This window comes from Aeromonas sp. 2692-1, from assembly GCF_013085505.1.
Lineage (GTDB): Bacteria > Pseudomonadota > Gammaproteobacteria > Enterobacterales > Aeromonadaceae > Aeromonas > Aeromonas hydrophila.
The window spans coordinates 2696607-2715091 of record NZ_CP038513.1 but is presented as its reverse complement, the minus strand read 5'-3'; the positions used below and the strand labels follow the sequence as shown (position 1 = coordinate 2715091).

Genomic DNA, 18485 nt, shown 5'->3' with positions numbered 1-18485 from the left:
AACCTGCCACCGGTTACCGTCATATCGATATCGACGATAACGGCGAGATAGTCGGCCTGAGCTAAGTGATCGGATAAAGGGTCTGGCGCCGGCCGATGACACTGCGCTCATCGACCCGGCTACCAACAAACCTGCCAAAACAACAAGGCCCCGCCGATTGGCGGGGCCTTCTGTTATTTGCCTAGTGGCAGCAAGATTTAGAGCGTGAAACGCTGGGTCATATGGTGCAACGTATTGGCCAGCTTGCTCAGCTCCACGCAGGCCTGGGCGGTCTGCTGGGCCCCCAGGGCGTTCTCGTCGGCCGCATTGTGGATGTTGACGATGCTGCGGTTGAGCTCCTCGGTCACCGCGTTCTGCTCCTCGGTGGCGGTGGCGATCAGGGTGTTCATGTCGGTGATCTGGGTGACGGCACCGTTGATGGTGTCGATGCTGCTGCCCGCTTCCCGGGCCAGCCCCACGCTCTCCTGCATCTGCTGGCGACTCAGCTGCATGGCGCTGCCCGCCTCGGCGGTACGCTCCTGCAACACCTCGATCATCTTGCTGATCTCGGCGGTGGAGTTCTGGGTGCGCTGGGCCAGGGAGCGCACCTCGTCGGCTACGACTGCGAAGCCGCAGCCCTGCTCGCCGGCACGGGCCGCCTCGATGGCCGCGTTGAGCGCCAGCAGGTTGGTCTGCTCGGCGATACCGCGAATGACGTCCAGCACCATGCTGATGTTGTTGCTGTCCTGCTCCAGCTGCTGCACCACGGCGCCCGCCTGCTCAATTTTGACCGACACCTCCTCGATGCTGCTGATGGCGCTGCGCACCACCTGGTTGCCCTGGGTCGAGGTACGGGAGGCATCCTTGGCCGCGCTCATGGCGTCCGTGGTGTTGCGGGCCACCTCATTGACGGTGGACTGCATCTCGTTCATGGCGGTGGCGACCTGGGAAACCTCGCTCTGCTGGCGAGCCATGCCGGTGGCGGATTGTTCGGAGATGGCGCTCACCTCCTCCACTGCGCTGCTGAGCTGGCTCACCGAGCCGGCGATCTCGCTCACCAGATCCGCGAGCGAACCCTGCATGCGATCGATGGCGGCGCCGAGCTGGCCCAGCTCGTCACGCTTGAAGCGACTGCCGCGGATCCACTCCTGCAGTTCGCCCTTGCCCAGATCACCGCTCGCGATGCGCTGCGCCTGACGGGCCAGCATCACCAAGGGATCGCGGATCTGGCGGGTCAGCACGGTGGAGAGCACGGCCGCCAGCCCCAGACCCAGCAGCAGGGCGATGATGATGCTCAGCTTGGCGCTGTCAAACGCCTCCACCACCTGGGCACGGGAGCCCACGGAGTAGCCGTGGTTGATGCGGATCAGGTCCGCCACCGACTTGGCCAGGTTGGTATAGAGGGTGATCCCCTCGCTCATGAACAGCTGCTGGGCCTCGGCCAGCTGGCCGCCATCCTGCATCAGCCGCACCCGCTGGTGCAGGGCGACGTACTTGTCCCAATCCTGCTTGACGATATCGAAGGTGCGACGCTCCTCCACATCCTCTGCCCAGATGGTGGCGTCGTGGGCTTTGACCTGGCGGGCAACCTCTTGCAGGCTCTGCTCGCTGAGATCCCGATAGTGGGCTCGCTGCTGTGGGTCGGCTGCCACCAGAAACACATCCAGTTCATAGCGGCGCAGGGTGTTGATGGTCTCACCCAGGGTGCTGGTGCGCACCACGGCGGGCAGTATGCTGTCGGTAAAGCCGATGGCCGCCCGGTTCATGTTGCCGAACTGCAGCAACGAGAAACCGCCGATGAAGGCCATCATCAGGCCGAGCACGGCAAAGCCGGCGGTGAGTTTCTTGCCAATGGTCATGGTACTGGTATTCATGGCGTGTCCTGGATATGAGTGAACAGATAACGCTCGTCTGGACCGTAGCGATACGATCCGCAGTCACCGCCTCCATGGCGGCTCATCCAGCCTTGATGAATCTATGTCCTTGCATGAACGAGGCGAACAGTTTTTGCCAAAGTGCCGATCAGCCCAAGCGCCGAGCCCAAGCCGCAATGGCGCATGGCAGGGAAACGGCAGCAAGACCCCGGTCGAGAGAGCCGCCGGAACAGGCACCTTGCCGGCTTGGGTGCGCTCCCCAGGAGTGCACCCAAGCCATGGAAAGATATATCGACCGAGCCTGCCAATCCCTTGAGGAAAATCGTCGGGGCGACCAGCGGGCAGTCAGGAGAAGGAAAAAGGAGGGAAAAGCGAGGAGACATGCCGCCGCAGCGGCACGTCTCCGGGCAGATCAGCGCTTCAGGCCGGCCAGGAATTCGGCGCGGGTATCGGGCTGGGTCTTGAACACCCCACCGAGGGAGGTGGTGGTGGTGTAGGAGGTGGAGTCCATCACGCCGCGGGCCTTCACGCAGAAGTGGGTCGCCTTGATGCTGATGGCCACATCCTTGGTGCCGAGCAGGGTCTGCAACGCCAGCAGGATCTGCTGGGTCAGTCGCTCCTGCACCTGGGGACGGCGGGCAAAGAACTGCACGATGCGGTTGATCTTGGAGAGCCCGATCACCTTGCCACGGGGGATGTAGGCCACGTGGGCCAGCCCGTCGATGGTGACGAAGTGGTGCTCGCAGGTGCTGGTGAGGCTGATGTCCCGCACCATGATCATCTCGTCCACCTTCATCTTGTTCTCGATCACCGTCACCTTGGGGAAGGTGGCGTAATCGAGGCCGGAGAAGATCTCGTTGACGTACATCTTGGCGATGCGGTGCGGCGTCTCCGCCAGACTGTCATCGGCCAGATCCAGCCCCAGCGTCTCCATGATGGCGCGCATGTGGCCTTCGATCTTCTCCCGCTTCTGCTGACCGTCCAGTGCATTGGCCACCAGAGGTGTTTCGAGGCCCTCGGCCTCGAGGGCGGCCCTGACCAACAGGGCTTCCCGACTTAAGCTCGTCATCTTGTTCCTCTCCCACGCTCAGGGACTGTGATGGCCGCCTTGTCTATGACGGCATTCTGTTTTGGCGCAATAGTAAACGGCGATTATTGTCATAATTCAAGCTAACTCAAGCCCGTTCCCTGACTTTATGCCAATCAGGCGAATTTTACCCCGCCGGCGCTCCCCATACGGGGGTACCCTTTCGCTCCGGTCGCTGCCTATCTGTGCAGCCAGTCGGTTTTATCCCGCGGCAACCTGCCCATCCAGCTGGATTTTTGGGATAATCCGCCCTCTACTCCCCCTCCATCACACAATGAGGTCATGACATGGGATTTGATACCAGCGGACTACTACCCCTGAGCGACGCCCTGCAAGGCATGCTGGCACAGCTTGACGGCTGCTGCGACAGCGAACAGCTGCCCCTGCCAGAGGCCCTTGGCCGGGTACTCGCCATGGATATCGCCTCCCCTCTCTCCGTGCCTCCGTTCGACAACTCCGCCATGGATGGTTACGCGGTGCGGCTGGCTGATCTCGCCGGCGGCGCTCCCCTCATCATGGTGGGCAAGGCCTTTGCCGGGCAGCCCTATCAGGGCGAGTGGCCCGCCGGCCACTGCGTGCGCATCATGACCGGCGCCCCGGTGCCGGCCGGGACGGATGCGGTGGTGATGCAGGAAGAAACGCAGGCCGACGGCGACAGGATCACCTTTTTGACCACGCCGGTGCCCGGCCAGAACATTCGCCGCCGTGGCGAAGACATCCGCGAGGGCGCCGGCGTGCTCGCTGCCGGTACTCGCCTCACCGCCCGGGAGATGCCGCTGCTGGCCTCCCTCGGCATTGCCAGCGTGCCGGTACGTCGGCCGCTCAAAGTGGCCATCTTCAGTACCGGTGACGAGCTCAAGCCGGTCGGCACCCCGCTCGCCCACGGCGACATCTACGACTCCAACCGCTACGGCGTGCGAGCCATGCTGGATCGCATGGGCTGTGATTGCCTCGACCTTGGCATCATCCCGGACGATCCGGCCCAGCTGCGCGCCGCCTTCCAAAAGGCCGACCGCGAGGCCGACGCCCTCATCACCACCGGCGGCGTCTCGGTGGGGGAAGCGGACTTCACCAAACAGCTGCTGGAGGAGCTCGGCGAGATCGGCTTCTGGAAGCTGGCCATCAAGCCGGGCAAGCCGTTTGCCTTCGGTCGCCTGCCCCACGCCTGGTTCTTCGGTCTGCCGGGCAACCCGGTCTCCGCCATGGTCACCTTCGATCAACTGGTGCAACCGGCGCTGGCCAAGCTGGCCGGCCAACGTTTCGAACGCCCGCTGCAACTGCCAGCCATTGCCACAGAGCCGCTCAAGAAGGCGCCGGGCCGGCTCGACTTCCAGCGCGGCATCCTGGCTCAGGGGCCAAACGGCCTGGAGGTGCGCAGCACCGGCTCGCAGGACTCCGCCGTGTTCAGCTCCCTGTCGCGGGCCAACTGCTACATCGTCCTTGAGCGCGAGCGGGGGCGTGTCGCGGCAGGCGAGACGGTCACTGTCGAACCGTTCGGGGGATTGCTGCTGTGAGCGAGATCCTGAGCGATGCCGAGCTCTTGCGCTACAACCGCCAGATCATCCTCAAATCCTTCGACTTCGAGGGGCAGGAGGCGCTCAAACAGGCTCATGTGCTGGTGATCGGCGCCGGCGGCCTCGGCTGCGCCGCCAGCCAGTATCTGGCGGTGGCCGGGGTCGGCCAGCTCACCCTGGTCGATTTCGATCGGGTGGAGCTCTCCAACCTGCAGCGCCAGGTGCTGCACACCGATGAGCGCATCGGCCACTACAAGGTGGACTCCGCCGCCCAGTCCCTGCGCGCCCTCAACCCCTGGCTCAACGTGGAGACCCACGCCGCCGTGGCCGACGAGACGCTGCTCGATGCCCTGTTGCCACGCCACCAGCTGGTATTGGATTGCACCGACAACCTGGCCATTCGCAACCTGCTCAACCAAAAAGCCCGCCAGCACGGCGTGCCACTGGTCAGCGGCGCCGCCATCCGGCTGGAGGGACAAGTCTGCAGCTTCACCTGGCAGGAGGGGGAGCCCTGCTACGCCTGCCTCAGCGCCCTGTTCGGCGAGCAGGCGCTCACCTGCGTCGAGGCGGGGGTGCTGGCTCCGGTGGTGGGTCTGGTGGGCAGCCTGCAGGCGCTCGAAGCCATCAAGCTCTTGGCAGGGATGGGCCGCAGTTACAGCGGCCGCCTGCTGATGATCGACGGCCTTGGCGGCACCTTTCGCGAGATGAAGCTGCCAAAGCGCTCCGACTGCCCGGTCTGCTCGCACGGATGAACCACCCCAGCGAGCCTTTGCACCAACAAAAAAGCCGACCCATGAGGTCGGCTTTTTTATCCACCTTTGCTACCTCCCCCTCAATGAGTTGAGAGGATCCGCTGCAACAGATGATTGAAGCCGGAGGGGTCTTCCGCCGGCCAAGCGTGGTGGCCGTTGGGGGTGTGGATGGTGGCGTTGGGCAGGGAGGCAAACTGCTCCACCCGCTTGGCCAGCGGCAGATAGTCGTGACTGGTGGAGATGATGGCCACCGGCTGCCAGATATTGCCAAGCCGGGCGCGCACCGACCAACCGGGCAGCGCCTCCAGCAGCGCCTTGTAGGTTTTCTTCTTGTTGCGCACGAAACGCAGCCGGAAGGTGTGGCGCACCTGAGCAAGGTCGGGGCCGGGAAAGAGCTCGCGGCCGAGCCACCAGGCGAGCGGTCGCAGGCCGAACCAGCGCAGCCACTTGAGCCGCTGGGCAAAGCGCTCCTGCTCTTTTGGCGTCTCCAGCAGAAATTCGCTGAAGCCGTTGACCAGCACCAGCCCCTGCACCTTGTGGGGCAGTTGCAGCGCCAGCTCCAGCGCCACCATGGCCCCGAGCGACAACCCCACCACCCAGGCGGGCTCAGGCTGTTCATCGAGCCAGTTCACCACGTCCGCCGCCAGGGTCGCCACGTCGAACGGCCCCTCCTGCATGCTCTGGCCGTGGCCGCGCAGATCCAGCGCAACCACCCGGTAGTGCTCGGAAAAGCGTTCGATCTGCGCCTGCCAGTCGAGGCTGGAGGAGCCCAGCCCGTGCAGCAACAACAACAAGGGGCCCTCCCCCGCGCTGCGCAGGGCAAGACCGTTGGATTTCATCACCTGATTGCGGCGCATCAGTTCATTGCCTCTCGACTCATCCGCTGAACCATCCTGATTTTCTGCCTCTTCTGCAACCCGCTCAACCCTCGCTGACCAGGCTCACCGCCTTGATGTAGGCGTAGATCTGCTGGTTCGGGGCGAGTGCCAGCCGTCTGGCGGAGCGGCTGGTGATCCGGGCCAGCAGTATCTGCTGACCCAGCGCCAACTGCAACAGGGTCTGACCGGGACGTACTTCACGTTCGGCCAGCAGTCGAGTGGTGAGGCAGTTGGAGAGGCTGGAGTGTTCGATGGGGGCGGTGGCGATCACCACGTCCCGCCCGGCCACCTTGATCTGCAGGGGGCCACCATCGTCCGGCACCTGGGTCATGGTGACCCGCAACTGCTGCTCGCCGAGCTGCAGGGTTGCCATCTGCTCGTCGTCATCGTAGTGAGAGAGTGTCGCCGCCAGCATCACCCCGGCATCGTCGCGACTGGCAAGCGACAAGTCGGTGCGGGCGAAGATCTCGCTCGGCTTGCCTTGCGCCTCCACCCGGCCATCCGCCAGCAGCACCAGCTGATCGCAGAGCAGGCTCACCTCCTCCATGGCGTGGCTGACGAAGATCATCGGGATGCCGCTCTCTTGCTGCAAGCCCTTGAGCACGTGGGCCTGGTGGATGCGGCTGCGCCTGTCCAGCGCAGAAAAAGGTTCATCCAGCAGCAGCAGATCGGGCTCGGCCAACAGGGCCCGGGCCAGTGCCACCCGCTGGCGCTGGCCGCCGGAGAGGCCGTGGGCTGGCTGGGGCAGCAGTTCGGCAAAGCCGAGCCGCTTTGCCAGCACTTCGGGTTGCCAGCGCCCTCGCCCCTTGCGAGCCGCCAGTTGCAGGTTGCCGAGCACGCTCAGATGGGGGAAGAGGCGCGAATCCTGAAACACCAGCCCGATGCGGCGCGCCTCGGGCGGCAGATCGCTCAGCGCTCTGCCCTGCCAGTTCAGCTTGTCGTCCGGCGCCCTGTCCAGCCCGGCGATGATGCGCAGCAGGCTGCTCTTGCCGCAGCCGGAAGGGCCGAACAGACCGAGGATGCCCCCCAGCTCCAGGGCCAGTTCACAATCGAGGGTGAAGGCGCCAAACGCCCGCCTCACCTTGAGCAGCAATGGTTGCGCCTTGCGGGAGTCACTCATCCGAACAGCCTCCGTTGCCGGCGCTGCAGCACGCCGTACACCAGCACCAGCATCACCAGCGAGAAGCCCATCAGGCCACCCGCCAGCAGGTGGGCATTTTGATAGTCCATCGTCTCCACATGATCAAACAGGGCGATGGAGAGCACCTGGGTTTCGCCGGGGATGTTGCCGCCAATCATCAGCACCACCCCGAACTCTCCCAGGGTGTGGGCAAAACCGAGCGCCGCCGCCATCACGAAGCTGGGCAGCGTCATCGGCAAGATGATGTGAAAGAATCGCTCCACCGGCCCGAGCCCCAGGGTGGCGGCAGCCTCCAGCTCCTTGTTGCCCATGTTGACGAAGGCGGAGGTGAGCGGCTGCACCACGAAAGGAAGCGAGTAGAGAATGGAGGCCAGCAGCAGGCCGGTAAAGCTGAACGCCAGCGGCGCCCCGAAGGTGTCGCGCCACCAGGCGCCCAGCCCGTAGGAGGGGGAGAAGGCCAGCAGCAGATAGAAACCGAGCACCGTTGGCGGCAGCACCAGCGGCAGCGCCACCAGGGCCTCCACCACGGGTCTGAGCCTGTGCTGGCTGCGCGACAGCCACCAGGCCAACGGTGGCGAGAGCAGCAGCAGGATGGCGGTGGTGCTGGCTGCCAGTCTCAGGGTGAGCCAGACCGCCAGCAGATCCCCTTCACTCATCGGACTCACTCCAAACGCCAGCTCCAGCACCAGGCACGGCGAATGAGCCGCACTCCCGGCAGCGCTGCTCCCGAGTGAGACAAGTCATTGCCAGCAGATCTCTTTCAATACTCATCGCCCACCTCTCGGGTGAATTCAGGCAACGGCATGGTGCGCACCCCTATCGCAAAAGTGGGCCGACCCGAGGGCCGGCCACTCATCAGGCAGGTGTGTGATTGCGCCATCAGTGGGGCAGCGCATAACCTGCCGCCTTGATCTGTGCCTGACCCGGCCCCTTGAGCCAGGCCACCAGCGCCTCGACCGCCACCCCTTTCTTCAATACCAGCCCCTGCTGTTCGATGGGCGGATAGAAGTCGGCCGGCACGGCCCAGGCTTCACCGGTCTTGCCCGCTTCCACCAGGTTGGCCCAGGCGACGAAACCCAGTTCGGCGTTGCCGGTATCGACGAACTGCCAGGTCTGGCCGATGTTGGTGCCAGTCAGCAGGCGGTACTGCTTGGGATCGATCTTGAGATGGTCGAGGGTCGCCATGGCGGCGGTGCCGTAGGGGGCGGTTTTCGGATTGGCGATGGCGAGATTGCCCTTCCAGCTGCGCAGGGTTGCCTCGTCAGGAGCCGGCCCGCCCTTCTGCCACAAGCCCAGCTGGCCGATGGCGTAAGTGAAACGCTCGCTGCCCTTGCCCTCCTGCTCCAGCTTCTGCGGGGTTTTCACGTCGGCGGAGAGGAAGAGATCGAACGGGGCGCCGTGGCTGATCTGGGTGTAGAGCACCCCGGTCGCGGCGGAGGAGATGGCCAGGGTGTGGCCGGTCTTGGCGGTGAACTCCTTGCCGATGCGCTCTATGGTGCCCTTGAAGTTGGCGGCCACGGCCACCTTGACCTCGTCGGCCTGCACGGCACCGGCCTGCAGCGCACTGGCGCAGACCCCGGCGATGACAACGGATAACAGCGGTTTCATTCCTTTACCTCCTGACTGGGGCCGCGTTTATGCATCCCCAGCCAAGGGGGCAGCCCCGAAAACAGGGGCCGCGGCTCCCGATGAGCCAGCCCCCTTGAACAGGTCAAGCTTGCCAGCGGGCGGCGGCAGTGTTGTCGCTCTCCTTGGCCTCGACCCAGCGTTGTACCCCTTCGGCGGTCAGCTCTTTTTTCCAGAACGGCGCCCGGGTTTTCAAGAAATCCATGATGAAGTGACAGGCCTCGAAGGCCGCCTCGCGGTGGGCACTGCTCACCACCACCAGCACGATCTGATCGCCGAGCAGCAGCTCGCCGATGCGGTGGATCAGGGTGCACTCCTGCAAGGGCCAGCGGCTGCGAGCCTCGGCCACTATGTCCGTCAGCGCTTTCTCGGTCATGCCGGGATAGTGCTCAAGGGCCAGCCCCTTGACGAGCTCCCCCTGATTGAAGTCGCGCACCTTGCCGACAAAGCTGACCACGGCGCCGGTGTCCTGCCGGACAGCGAGGCGGGCATATTCGTCGGCCAGCGAGAAGTCATCCCGCTGCACCAGAATGCGATCGGTCATGGTTGCCTCGCTCATCCTTAACCTCCGGTCACCGGCGGGAAGAAGGCGACCTCATCGCCATCATGAAGGGGCGTATCCAGCGGCACCAGGGTCTGATTGACCGCCACCAGCAGCTTGCCCGCCTCCAGCGCCAGCGCCCACTTGTCGCCGCGCTCGCTTAAGACGCTCCGCAACTGCTCGGCAGTCGCGTAGTCGCACGGCAGGCTCAGTTCGTCGCAGGCCACCAGCTCTCTTACTTGCGCAAAAAAGAGTACCTTGATCATGCTTGCTCTCCGTCAGTCACACCCAGCTGAAAATGGCCGGACTTGCCGCCCTTTTTCTCCACCAGCCGCACCTGTTCGATCACCATGTCCTTTTGCACCGCCTTGCACATGTCGTAGATGGTCAGCGCCGCCACCGAGGCGGCAGTCAGCGCCTCCATCTCGACCCCGGTCTTGCCGGCCAGTTTGCAGAGGGTGCGAATGTGGACCCTATTTTGCTCCGCCTGGGGTTCTATCTCTACCTCCACCCGGGTAAGGGCCAGTGGATGGCAGAGGGGAATGAGATCCGAGGTCTTCTTGGCCGCCATGATGCCGGCGATACGGGCGGTGGCAAACACGTCCCCCTTGTGGTGCTTACCGCTCAGGATCAGGGCCAGGGTCGCGGGGGCCATGGTGACAAACGCCTCGGCGCGAGCCTCACGCTCGGTCACCTGCTTATCGGTCACATCCACCATGTGGGCTTCGCCGCTCTGGTTGAGATGGGTCAGGTTGGGTTCGGTCGGATTCATCAAAGGCCCTCAAAGATGGGAGACAAAGTTGCACGGCTTGGTGCGGGCATCGAGCTGGTCCTGGACAAGCTTCTCCCAACCCAGCTGGCAAGCGCCGGGGGAGCCCGGCAGGCAGCAGATCAGGGTGCGATTGGCCAGCCCCGCCAGCGCGCGGCTCTGCATGGCGGAGCCCTTGATTTCGGCAAAGGAGAGCTGGCGGAACAGTTCGCCAAAGCCCTGCACGGTGCGCTCGAACAGCACGCCGACCGCCTCGGGCACCCGGTTTTGTTCGTTGAAGCCGGTGCCGCCGTTGATGAGCACCACCTGCACCCCTTCATCGGCGATCCAGTCACTCACCTGAGCGCGAATACGAAACAGATTGTCGGGGCAGAGCGCCCGGTCGGCCAGCACGTGGCCGGCATCGGTCAGGGCAGAAACCAGATAGTCGCCCGCACTGTCATCGGCAGCGGTACGGCTGTCGGAGACCGTCAGCACGGCGATCTTGAGGGGAATGAATGCGTTGTTTTTCTGTCCCATGGGCAGCTCCTGATGGCAAAGGACCGTGAGCAAAGAGAAGAAAAGTGGCCAGGATCCCGGCTGGCAGCGCTCGATTGCGAGGAGAGGCTCACGTCCGTCAGGACCAAACCTTGACCAGTTGGTCACGCGCTGCGACTCACGGCGGGCCGATTCTACCAAAACTCGCGCCAGAGGGGGGATTAAAAGGGCGCACGGCGGCGCTTTTGCCCTGACCGGGCGGAATATGAACAGGCCGGGCGAACCCGGCCTGCATCATGTGAGCTTAGAAGCCCTTCACTCCCGTCATGTCGGGCAGCTGGTGAGCAATACCCTTGTGACAGTCGATACAGGTGCTCTCGCCGCTGGCCAGACTGGTGGAGTGCATCTGGGCACCCCGTTTGCCTTGCAGGGAGAAGTCCATGTATTCGAAGTTATGGCAGTTGCGACACTCCCTCGAATCCGTGTCCTTCATCCGCTTCCACTCCCGCTCGGCCATCTCGCGCCGGTGCGACTCGAACTTCTCGCGGGTATCCACCTTGCCGGTCAGCATGCCCCACAGCTCCTTGGACGCCTGCACCTTGCGAATGATCTTGTAGGTCCATTCATGCGGCACGTGGCAGTCCGGGCAGCTGGCGCGCACGCCGGAACGGTTGGCGTAGTGGATGGTGTCGCGGTACTCCACGAACACGTTGTCCTTCATCTCGTGGCAACCGGTACAGAACTTCTCGGTGTTGGAGGCTTCCATGGCGGTGTTGAAACCGCCCCAGAAGATGACCCCGCCAAAGAATCCCATCAACAGCAGCACCCAGAGGGCGGCCTTCGAGGGAGACTTGAAGGTGGTCCACAGACGCTGCACAAAACCGGGTAATTTCATCTATGGGCTCCTCAGTTCAGCGCTTCAACTGGTTTAAACGTGTTTTCCACCAGCGGCTTGGCATCCGCTTGCGGCACGTGGCACTGCAGGCAGAAGTAGCGACGCGGCGAGACCTCGCCCAGGGTCATGCCGTCACGGGTCTCGAAGTGAGTCGGGCTGATCTTGGGGGCCTTCATGGCGCTGGCGTTCTTGAAGCTGTGACAGGCCAGACACTTGTTGACCTTGTTGTCCACTTCATAGTTGCGGGTGTCGTGGGGGATCAGCGGGGGCTGATGCATGTACTGGCGATCGTAGAGGTCGCCATCCTTGCGAAAGTTCTTCAGAGGGGCCGCGTCGGCATCCGTTACCAGATCCGTGCTTCCCCGCTCCGACTTGATGCCCCCCGTGCTGTTGGTGATCTCGGGGACGGCCGCCATCAAGGAACCTGCCATCAGACAGGCCAGCATTGCTCCAATCAGCTTCTTCATTATGTGTTCTCCGACGTTTTCTCTGCCTTGACGGCAAAACCTACAGTGATTTCAAAAACTTGCTCCGCGCAGACATCGATGCAACGGCCGCAGTTGGTACACTCCTGAGCCACAATCAAGGGCCCGTGACCACGCTTGGCACCGTGAACGGGGCCGCGCAGGATGGGACGTTCCGGGCAGACCGCATAACAATCCATGCAGTTGCTGCACCGCTCGCGCCCCTTGGCAGAAATCTTGATGAACCCGACCCGGTTGACCAGGGCATAGAAGGCCCCCACCGGACAGAGGTGACCGCACCAGCCCCGCTCCACCACGAAGAGGTCGAACAGGAACAGCACCGCCAGCAAGGCCCAGCCTGCCCCCATGCCAAACAGCAGGCCGCGCAGGGTGAGCGACACCGGATTGACCAGCTCCCACACCAGTACACCGGCGATGGCCGGTGCTACCAGCACCATGGCCAGCAGCCAGTAGCGGGTGGTGCGACTGAACTGACCGTTGCCCTTGAGGCCAAGACGACCCCTGAGCCAGGCCGCGGCATCGGTGACCAGGTTGACCGGACAGACCCAGGAGCAGAACACCCGTCCCCCGACCAGCCAGTAACCCAGCAGCACGATGACGGCCCCCAACCAGAGGGTGGGGATGGGCCAATGGCCCGCCGCCAACGACTGCAGCAGGGTCAGCGGATCCGTGAGCGGCACCGTCTCCAGCAACAGCGAGCTGGAGAGGTTGCCCTTGAGGATCCAGATGCCCGCCAGCGGCCCCAGCAGGAACAGAGTGAGCACACCGAACTGGCAGAGCCGGCGCAGCAGCAGGAAGCGGTGTGACCGCCACCAGCCCAGCCTGGCCGTGGCCTCGGCTCCCGGATAACGACTCATAGCCCCTCCGGTTTGCGGGTCGGCAGAGTGAGCCTGTCGCCGATGAGCGATTTGCCCGCCTTCGCCTTCTCTTCCCAGCCGAGCCGATAGTGGTGGCCGATCTCCCCCTTGGCGAGCTGGCGAGGCACCACCTTGATGGCCGCCTCCTCCAGCACGCAGGCATGCTCGCACTTGCCGCAACCGGTGCAGACATCGCTGTGCACCGTGGGCAGGAACATGGCGTGCTTGCCGGTGCGCTGGTTGTGCTGCAGCTCCAGGGTGATTGCCTTGTCGATCAGTGGACAAACCCGGTAGCAAACGTCGCAGCGCAGCCCCAGGTAGTTGAGGCAGGTCTCGTGATCGATAAGCACTGCCACTCCCATCCGCGCCTGATCGATGTCGGTCATGGTCTGATCCAGCGCCCCGCTCGGGCAGGCCACCACGCAGGGGATGTCTTCACACATCTCGCACGGGACGGCGCGCGCCTTGAAGTAGGGGGTGCCGGTGGTCACGGGTTCAAACAGCCGGGCGAGCTTGAGAGTGTCGTAGGGGCAGGCCTCAACGCAGAGCCCGCAGCGCACGCAGGCGCTGAGGAACTGCGCCTCGTCGAGGGCGGCCGGCGGGCGCAGCGCCTGGGCAGGCACGGCCTGCACCTGCTGGCGCGCCATGCCGCCGAGCCCCACGCCAAGCAGGCCCACACCGCAGGCCCCCTTGGCCATGTCGGCCAGAAACTGGCGCCGACTACGACTCATCTCGCGCTCCCCCGCCTTATGCCTTGACGACCTTGACGGCGCACTTCTTGTAATCCGTCTCTTTGGAGAGCGGATCGGTGGCGTCCAGGGTCAGCTTGTTGACCAGTTGGCTCGCGTCGAAGAAGGGCATGAACACCAGTCCCTTGGGCGGACGGTTGCGACCGCGGGTCTCGACCCGGGTCTTCACCTCACCCCGGCGGGAGGAGACGATCACCTCTTCACCACGGCGCACGCCACGGGCCTTGGCATCTTCCGGGTGCATGAACAGCACCGCATCCGGGAAGGCGCGATAGAGCTCGGGGACCCGGCGGGTCATGGTGCCGGTGTGCCAGTGCTCCAGCACGCGACCGGTGGAGAGCCACATGTCGTACTCTTTGTCCGGTGCCTCGGCGGCCGGCTCATAGGGCAGCGCGAAGATGACCGCCTTGCCGTCGGGCTTGCCGTAGAAACGCACCCCTTCGCCCGCTTTCACGTAAGGGTCGAACCCTTCGCGATAGCGCCACAGGGTCTCCTTGCCGTCCACCACCGGCCAGCGCAGGCCGCGGGCTTCGTGATACTGATCGAACGGTGCCAGATCGTGGCCATGGCCGCGACCGAAGGTGGCGTACTCTTCGAACAGCCCCTTCTGGACATAGAAACCAAAGTGCTCGGCCTCGTCGTTCAGCGCCCCCTTGCTCTGCTCTTTCGGGAACTGGTTGACCTGGCCGTTGGCATAGAGCACGTCGAACAGGGTCTTGCCCTTCACTTCCGGCATCTTGGCGATGAGTTCGGCTGGCCACACCTCTTCCACCTTGAAGCGCTTGGAGAACTCCATCAGCTGCCACAGGTCGGACTTGGCCCCTTCCGGCGGCTTGACCTGCTGGTGCCAGAACTGGGTACGGCGCTCGGCGTTGCCGTAGGCCCCCTCTTTCTCCACCCACATGGCGGTCGGCAGGATGAGGTCAGCCGCCTGGGCGGTCACGGTCGGATAAGGGTCGGACACCACGATGAAGTTGGCCGGGTTACGATAACCGGGCAGCCCTTCTTCGTTCATGTTCGGGCCGGCTTGCATGTTGTTGTTGCACATCACCCAGTAGGCGTTGAGCTTGCCGTCCTTGAGCATGCGGTTTTGCAGCACGGCGTGATAACCCACCTGCTCCGGGATGGTGCCTTCCGGCAGCTTCCAGATCTTCTCGGCGATGGCGCGGTGCTTGGGTTCGGTCACCACCATGTCGGCCGGCAAGCGGTGGGCAAAGGTACCCACTTCACGGGCAGTGCCGCAGGCGGAGGGCTGGCCGGTCAGGGAGAACGGACCCGAGCCCGGGGTAGAGATCTTGCCGGTCAGCAGGTGGATGTTGTAGCAGAGGTTGTTAGCCCAGACACCGCGGGTATGCTGGTTGAAGCCCATGGTCCAGTAGGAGACCACTTTCTTGCTCGGATCGGCATAGAGCTGGGCCAGCTTCTCGAGCTTGTCCTTCGGCACGCCGGAGAGCTTGGAGACGGACTCCAGATCGTAATCCGCCACGAACTTGGCGAAGTCGTCGAAGCTCATCGGGGTGGAGTCGCCGCTGTCCGGGTTCTTGGCCTTCTGCTGCAGCGGGTTGGTGGGACGCAGGCCGTAACCGATGTCAGTCACCCCTTTGCGGAACTGGGTGTGCTTGTTGACGAACTCCCAGTTCACCTTGTCGTTCTGGATGATGTAGTTGGCGATGTAGTTGAGGATCGCCAAGTCGGTCTGCGGGGTGAACACCATTCCATTGTCTGCCAGCTCGAAGCTGCGGTGCTCGAAGGTGGAGAGCACGTGCACCTGCACATCCTGATGGGACAGACGGCGATCGGAGATGCGCGACCAGAGAATGGGGTGCATCTCGGCCATGTTGGAGCCCCACAGCACGAAGGCGTCGGCCTGCTCGATGTCGTCGTAGCAGCCCATGGGTTCATCCATGCCGAAGGTTCGCATGAAGCCCACGACCGCGGAAGCCATGCAGTGACGGGCATTGGGATCCAGGTTGTTGGTGCGCAGGCCTGCCTTCATCAGCTTGGCAGCGGCATAGCCTTCCCACACGGTCCACTGGCCGGAGCCGAACATGCCGACGGCGGTCGGGCCCTTTTCTTTGAGGGTGGTCTTGAACTTCTCGGCCATGATGTCGAAGGCCTGATCCCAGCTGATGGGGGCGAAGTTGCCGTTCTTGTCGAACTTGCCGTCCGTCATGCGCAGCATGGGCTGGGTCAAGCGATCCTGGCCATACATGATCTTGGACAGGAAGTAACCCTTGATGCAGTTAAGGCCGCGGTTGACCGGTGCATCGGGATCGCCTTGGGTCGCCACGACGCGCCCATCCTGGGAACCCACCAGCACGGAACAGCCGGTACCGCAGAAACGGCACGGTGCCTTGTCCCAGGTGATGGAGGTTTTGTCGGTACTGGTGATCAGATTGGCCGCCAGCGTGGGGGCACTGACACCAGCAACGGCAGCGGCTGCCGCCACCGCGTTGGCCTTCATAAAGTCGCGTCGACTCAGCTTCATGGCATATCCTCACATTGCTTATCGCGTAAGTTGTCGAGTGTATCGAACTGGTTTTGGCTCAGGGCGACGAACTCGTACCCCGGCATCGCTTTATCTTTGCATCCATGGCGGCCATTACGATGAGTCACGCAGGCTCGGCCTCATGGCGCTACTCCTTGCTCTGGGCCTCGAGCTCATCAAACTGGTGGTAAATCAGGGCGGCGGACAATACGCCCGGCATCGCATTGATGGCGTCGATGGCCGCCATGATGGGACGCTGGCTCGGACCTTCCAGGGTCACCACCAGCTTGCCCTCATCACTGACGGCATGGATCTCGGCTCCCTCGAGGGTCGCGATCTCGTCTGCGAGCTGGTGACGCAAGGAGGGCTGGGTCAGCACCACCAGGCTCGATACATGGAACTCTTGTTTCATTGTGACTCCTGCTTCACACAGATCCTGCTTCATCTGGACTCCTCGCCAGCGGGGGCCCCCACCCGGATGCTGCCCACCGGACAATCCATCACGCAGGCACCGCAACCGGTGCAGGCTGCCGCATCGATGCTGGGGGTCGGCACCCGGCCCAGCACGGGGGAGAAACGGATCGCCCGGGGCTCGCAACTGTCCTGGCAGCGCTGGCAGAATACCTGGCCATGGGCCAGACAGTTGGCTTCAATATGGGCGATGTATTGCCAGGGTGCCTCCGTGGTCGGGCGAAATATCGGCACTTTGCAAGCGGCGACACATTCCCCGCAAAAAGTGCACTCGCCGCGCAGAAAATCCACGCTTGGAAAACCACCATCGCCCTTGACCAGGATCTGCTCCGGGCAAGCCGTGAGGCAGTCACCGCAGCGGGTGCAGTCGGCGGCAAAATCGGACCAGGCGACGGACCAGGGCAGTTGCACCCGAGGCTCATTCGATGTCAGACGACCCCGAAACAGACTGCGACGCGACAGGTTGACCCCATCCGGCATAACGGCTCCTTGCTGCTGGTAATGGCGCACGAGTGAGTCCCATGACAGGTATTTTCAATACCTATTATAAGAGTGGGTGTATATTGCGGCCCTGACAAGTTCAGGGATATACCACCAGGGAGATAATCAGGGGGGATTCTTGCGCTGGATCAAACCCTTGGCACAATAAAGAACAATGGGGGAAAGGCAAAATACCCCCATTTGAGGATTGCTTATTAATCGATGGCTATTTTTGTCGGCTGCCGTGGATCAACCGCCGATGGAGGCCAGATGCGGGGTCATGCCGGCATTGCCTTCGTGTAGTCGATGGGTCGCCGCCTTGCCGGCAAGGGCGCTGCGGATCCGCTGCTGCAATTCATCCTGCTGGCCGTCGGCCGTCAACAGATCCCGCAGCTCCACCCCGTGATCGCCGAACAGACAGAGGTGCAGCTTGCCGAGGGAAGAGACCCGCAGCCGGTTGCAACCGGCACAGAAATCCTTGCTGTAGGGCATGATGAGTCCTACCCCGCCCATCGACTCCGGGTGCATGAACACCTGAGCGGGGCCATCGTCGGCACCGCGCAGCTGTTGCAGCCAACCGGCATCGAGCAGACGCTGCTTGATGAGCGCCCCGCTGGCGTGATGATCGCGAAACAGGGTATCCATCTCGCCGGTCTGCATCAGCTCGATGAAACGCAGCTCGATGGGCTTGTGCCGGATCCAGACCAGAAACGCATCCAGCTGATGATCGTTGAGTCCCTTGAGCAGCACGGCATTGATCTTGACCGACTTGAAACCGGCGGCCAGCGCCGCTTCGATGCCATCCATCACCTCCGCCAGCTTGTTCTCACCGGTGATCTGGTGAAACTGGCGCGGATCCAGGCTGTCGACGCTGACGTTGAGGGCGGTCAGGCCCGCATCGAACCACTCCCTGGCCCGCTCTTTCAAACGATAACCATTGGTGGTCATGGCCACCTTCTCGATGCCGGGGGTATTGGCCACCGTCTCGATGATAGCGGTGAAGTCCCGGCGCAGGGAGGGCTCCCCGCCGGTCAGACGCACCTTGCGGGTGCCCATGGCGGCAAATCCGGAGACAACACGGCGGATCTCTTCCAGAGAGAGAAAGGGCTGACGCCCCGCCTTGCCACCGGCCGGTGGACGGTAACCATCGGGCAGGCAATAGGTACAGCGAAAATTGCACACGTCGGTGATCGACAGGCGCAAATAGTAGAAACGACGGGAAAAACCATCTTGCAGTGGCGACATAAACACCTTTCCAAATACGGGAGGCCAGGGCATTTCTTTCCTGACCCTTACAGCTCGAACATCGGCTGACGGCGGTTTCCCCCTATCATGAGGACTTAGGCAAAACCGCTCGGAGTTCATCTAGTTTTTCGATGCTAGCACAAGTTGGAGTACACTCCCATGCTACTTTGTGGGGTT

The 18485-nt window shown here is 63.2% G+C and carries 20 protein-coding genes and 1 riboswitch; of the genes, 2 read left to right on the top strand and 18 right to left on the bottom strand.

The features are described from left to right. Positions 1–197: 197 nt before the first annotated feature. On the bottom strand, positions 198–1853 hold the full coding sequence (locus tag E5E97_RS12975; RefSeq protein ID WP_171280366.1) for a methyl-accepting chemotaxis protein: 1656 nt from the start codon (positions 1851–1853) through the stop codon (positions 198–200). Between the two features lie 412 nt (positions 1854–2265). Further along, positions 2266–2922, bottom strand: a complete 657-nt coding sequence (gene folE, locus E5E97_RS12970) for a GTP cyclohydrolase I FolE (protein WP_011705496.1) — start codon at positions 2920–2922, stop codon at positions 2266–2268. A gap of 305 nt (positions 2923–3227) precedes the next feature. Here folE and moeA point away from each other — a divergent pair, with 305 nt between their 5' ends. Next, a complete protein-coding gene (gene moeA, locus E5E97_RS12965) occupies positions 3228–4454 on the top strand; it encodes a molybdopterin molybdotransferase MoeA (RefSeq protein WP_171280365.1) in 1227 nt (408 codons plus the stop codon). Further along, a complete protein-coding gene (gene moeB / locus E5E97_RS12960; protein WP_171280364.1) occupies positions 4451–5206 on the top strand; it encodes a molybdopterin-synthase adenylyltransferase MoeB in 756 nt (251 codons plus the stop codon). Before moeA ends, moeB begins: the two co-directional genes overlap by 4 nt. A gap of 80 nt (positions 5207–5286) precedes the next feature. On the opposite strand, the gene E5E97_RS12955 is transcribed toward moeB, so the two are convergent. From E5E97_RS12955 to moaA, 16 genes are all read right to left on the bottom strand, one after another. Continuing rightward, on the bottom strand, positions 5287–6063 hold the full coding sequence (locus tag E5E97_RS12955) for an alpha/beta fold hydrolase (RefSeq protein ID WP_016350261.1): 777 nt from the start codon (positions 6061–6063) through the stop codon (positions 5287–5289). A gap of 64 nt (positions 6064–6127) precedes the next feature. Next, a complete protein-coding gene (gene modC / locus E5E97_RS12950; RefSeq protein ID WP_171280363.1) occupies positions 6128–7204 on the bottom strand; it encodes a molybdenum ABC transporter ATP-binding protein in 1077 nt (358 codons plus the stop codon). After that, on the bottom strand, positions 7201–7881 hold the full coding sequence (modB, locus tag E5E97_RS12945) for a molybdate ABC transporter permease subunit (RefSeq protein ID WP_016350259.1): 681 nt from the start codon (positions 7879–7881) through the stop codon (positions 7201–7203). The genes modC and modB overlap by 4 nt, the downstream gene beginning before the upstream one ends. Before the next feature lie 223 nt (positions 7882–8104). Further along, positions 8105–8833, bottom strand: coding sequence for a molybdate ABC transporter substrate-binding protein (modA, locus tag E5E97_RS12940; RefSeq protein WP_011705490.1), 729 nt, complete (start codon positions 8831–8833; stop codon positions 8105–8107). A gap of 103 nt (positions 8834–8936) precedes the next feature. Then, positions 8937–9410, bottom strand: a complete 474-nt coding sequence (gene moaE / locus E5E97_RS12935; protein ID WP_118881531.1) for a molybdopterin synthase catalytic subunit MoaE — start codon at positions 9408–9410, stop codon at positions 8937–8939. A gap of 2 nt (positions 9411–9412) precedes the next feature. Next, a complete protein-coding gene (moaD, locus tag E5E97_RS12930) occupies positions 9413–9658 on the bottom strand; it encodes a molybdopterin synthase sulfur carrier subunit (RefSeq protein ID WP_118881532.1) in 246 nt (81 codons plus the stop codon). Further along, entirely contained in the window at positions 9655–10164 is a 510-nt protein-coding gene (gene moaC, locus E5E97_RS12925; RefSeq protein WP_118881533.1) for a cyclic pyranopterin monophosphate synthase MoaC, read from the bottom strand. Before moaC ends, moaD begins: the two co-directional genes overlap by 4 nt. Before the next feature lie 9 nt (positions 10165–10173). Continuing rightward, positions 10174–10680 carry a molybdenum cofactor biosynthesis protein B gene (gene moaB / locus E5E97_RS12920; protein WP_011705486.1) on the bottom strand — a complete coding sequence of 169 codons (507 nt, stop codon included), beginning with the start codon at positions 10678–10680 and terminating at the stop codon, positions 10174–10176. A 262-nt stretch (positions 10681–10942) separates the two neighbouring features. Next, entirely contained in the window at positions 10943–11533 is a 591-nt protein-coding gene (locus E5E97_RS12915) for a cytochrome c3 family protein (RefSeq protein ID WP_011705485.1), read from the bottom strand. An 11-nt stretch (positions 11534–11544) separates the two neighbouring features. Continuing rightward, positions 11545–12000 (bottom strand): nitrate reductase cytochrome c-type subunit, encoded by a 456-nt coding sequence (locus tag E5E97_RS12910; protein ID WP_065476796.1) that lies wholly within the window; start codon positions 11998–12000, stop codon positions 11545–11547. Further along, entirely contained in the window at positions 12000–12875 is an 876-nt protein-coding gene (napH, locus tag E5E97_RS12905) for a quinol dehydrogenase ferredoxin subunit NapH (RefSeq protein ID WP_011705483.1), read from the bottom strand. The genes E5E97_RS12910 and napH overlap by 1 nt, the downstream gene beginning before the upstream one ends. After that, the gene (napG, locus tag E5E97_RS12900) at positions 12872–13606 is read right to left on the bottom strand and encodes a ferredoxin-type protein NapG (protein WP_118881534.1); all 735 of its coding nucleotides are present in this window, start codon (positions 13604–13606) and stop codon (positions 12872–12874) included. Before napG ends, napH begins: the two co-directional genes overlap by 4 nt. Before the next feature lie 16 nt (positions 13607–13622). Beyond that, positions 13623–16112 (bottom strand): nitrate reductase catalytic subunit NapA, encoded by a 2490-nt coding sequence (gene napA / locus E5E97_RS12895; protein ID WP_118881535.1) that lies wholly within the window; start codon positions 16110–16112, stop codon positions 13623–13625. A gap of 148 nt (positions 16113–16260) precedes the next feature. After that, a complete protein-coding gene (locus E5E97_RS12890; RefSeq protein ID WP_011705480.1) occupies positions 16261–16524 on the bottom strand; it encodes a chaperone NapD in 264 nt (87 codons plus the stop codon). Positions 16525–16553: 29 nt separating this feature from the next. Then, positions 16554–17063 carry a ferredoxin-type protein NapF gene (napF, locus tag E5E97_RS12885; RefSeq protein WP_011705479.1) on the bottom strand — a complete coding sequence of 170 codons (510 nt, stop codon included), beginning with the start codon at positions 17061–17063 and terminating at the stop codon, positions 16554–16556. A gap of 249 nt (positions 17064–17312) precedes the next feature. Next, a complete protein-coding gene (gene moaA, locus E5E97_RS12880) occupies positions 17313–18308 on the bottom strand; it encodes a GTP 3',8-cyclase MoaA (RefSeq protein WP_171280362.1) in 996 nt (331 codons plus the stop codon). After that, positions 18296–18435, bottom strand: a riboswitch (molybdenum cofactor riboswitch). (Overlaps the previous gene by 13 nt.) Positions 18436–18485: the final 50 nt, after the last annotated feature.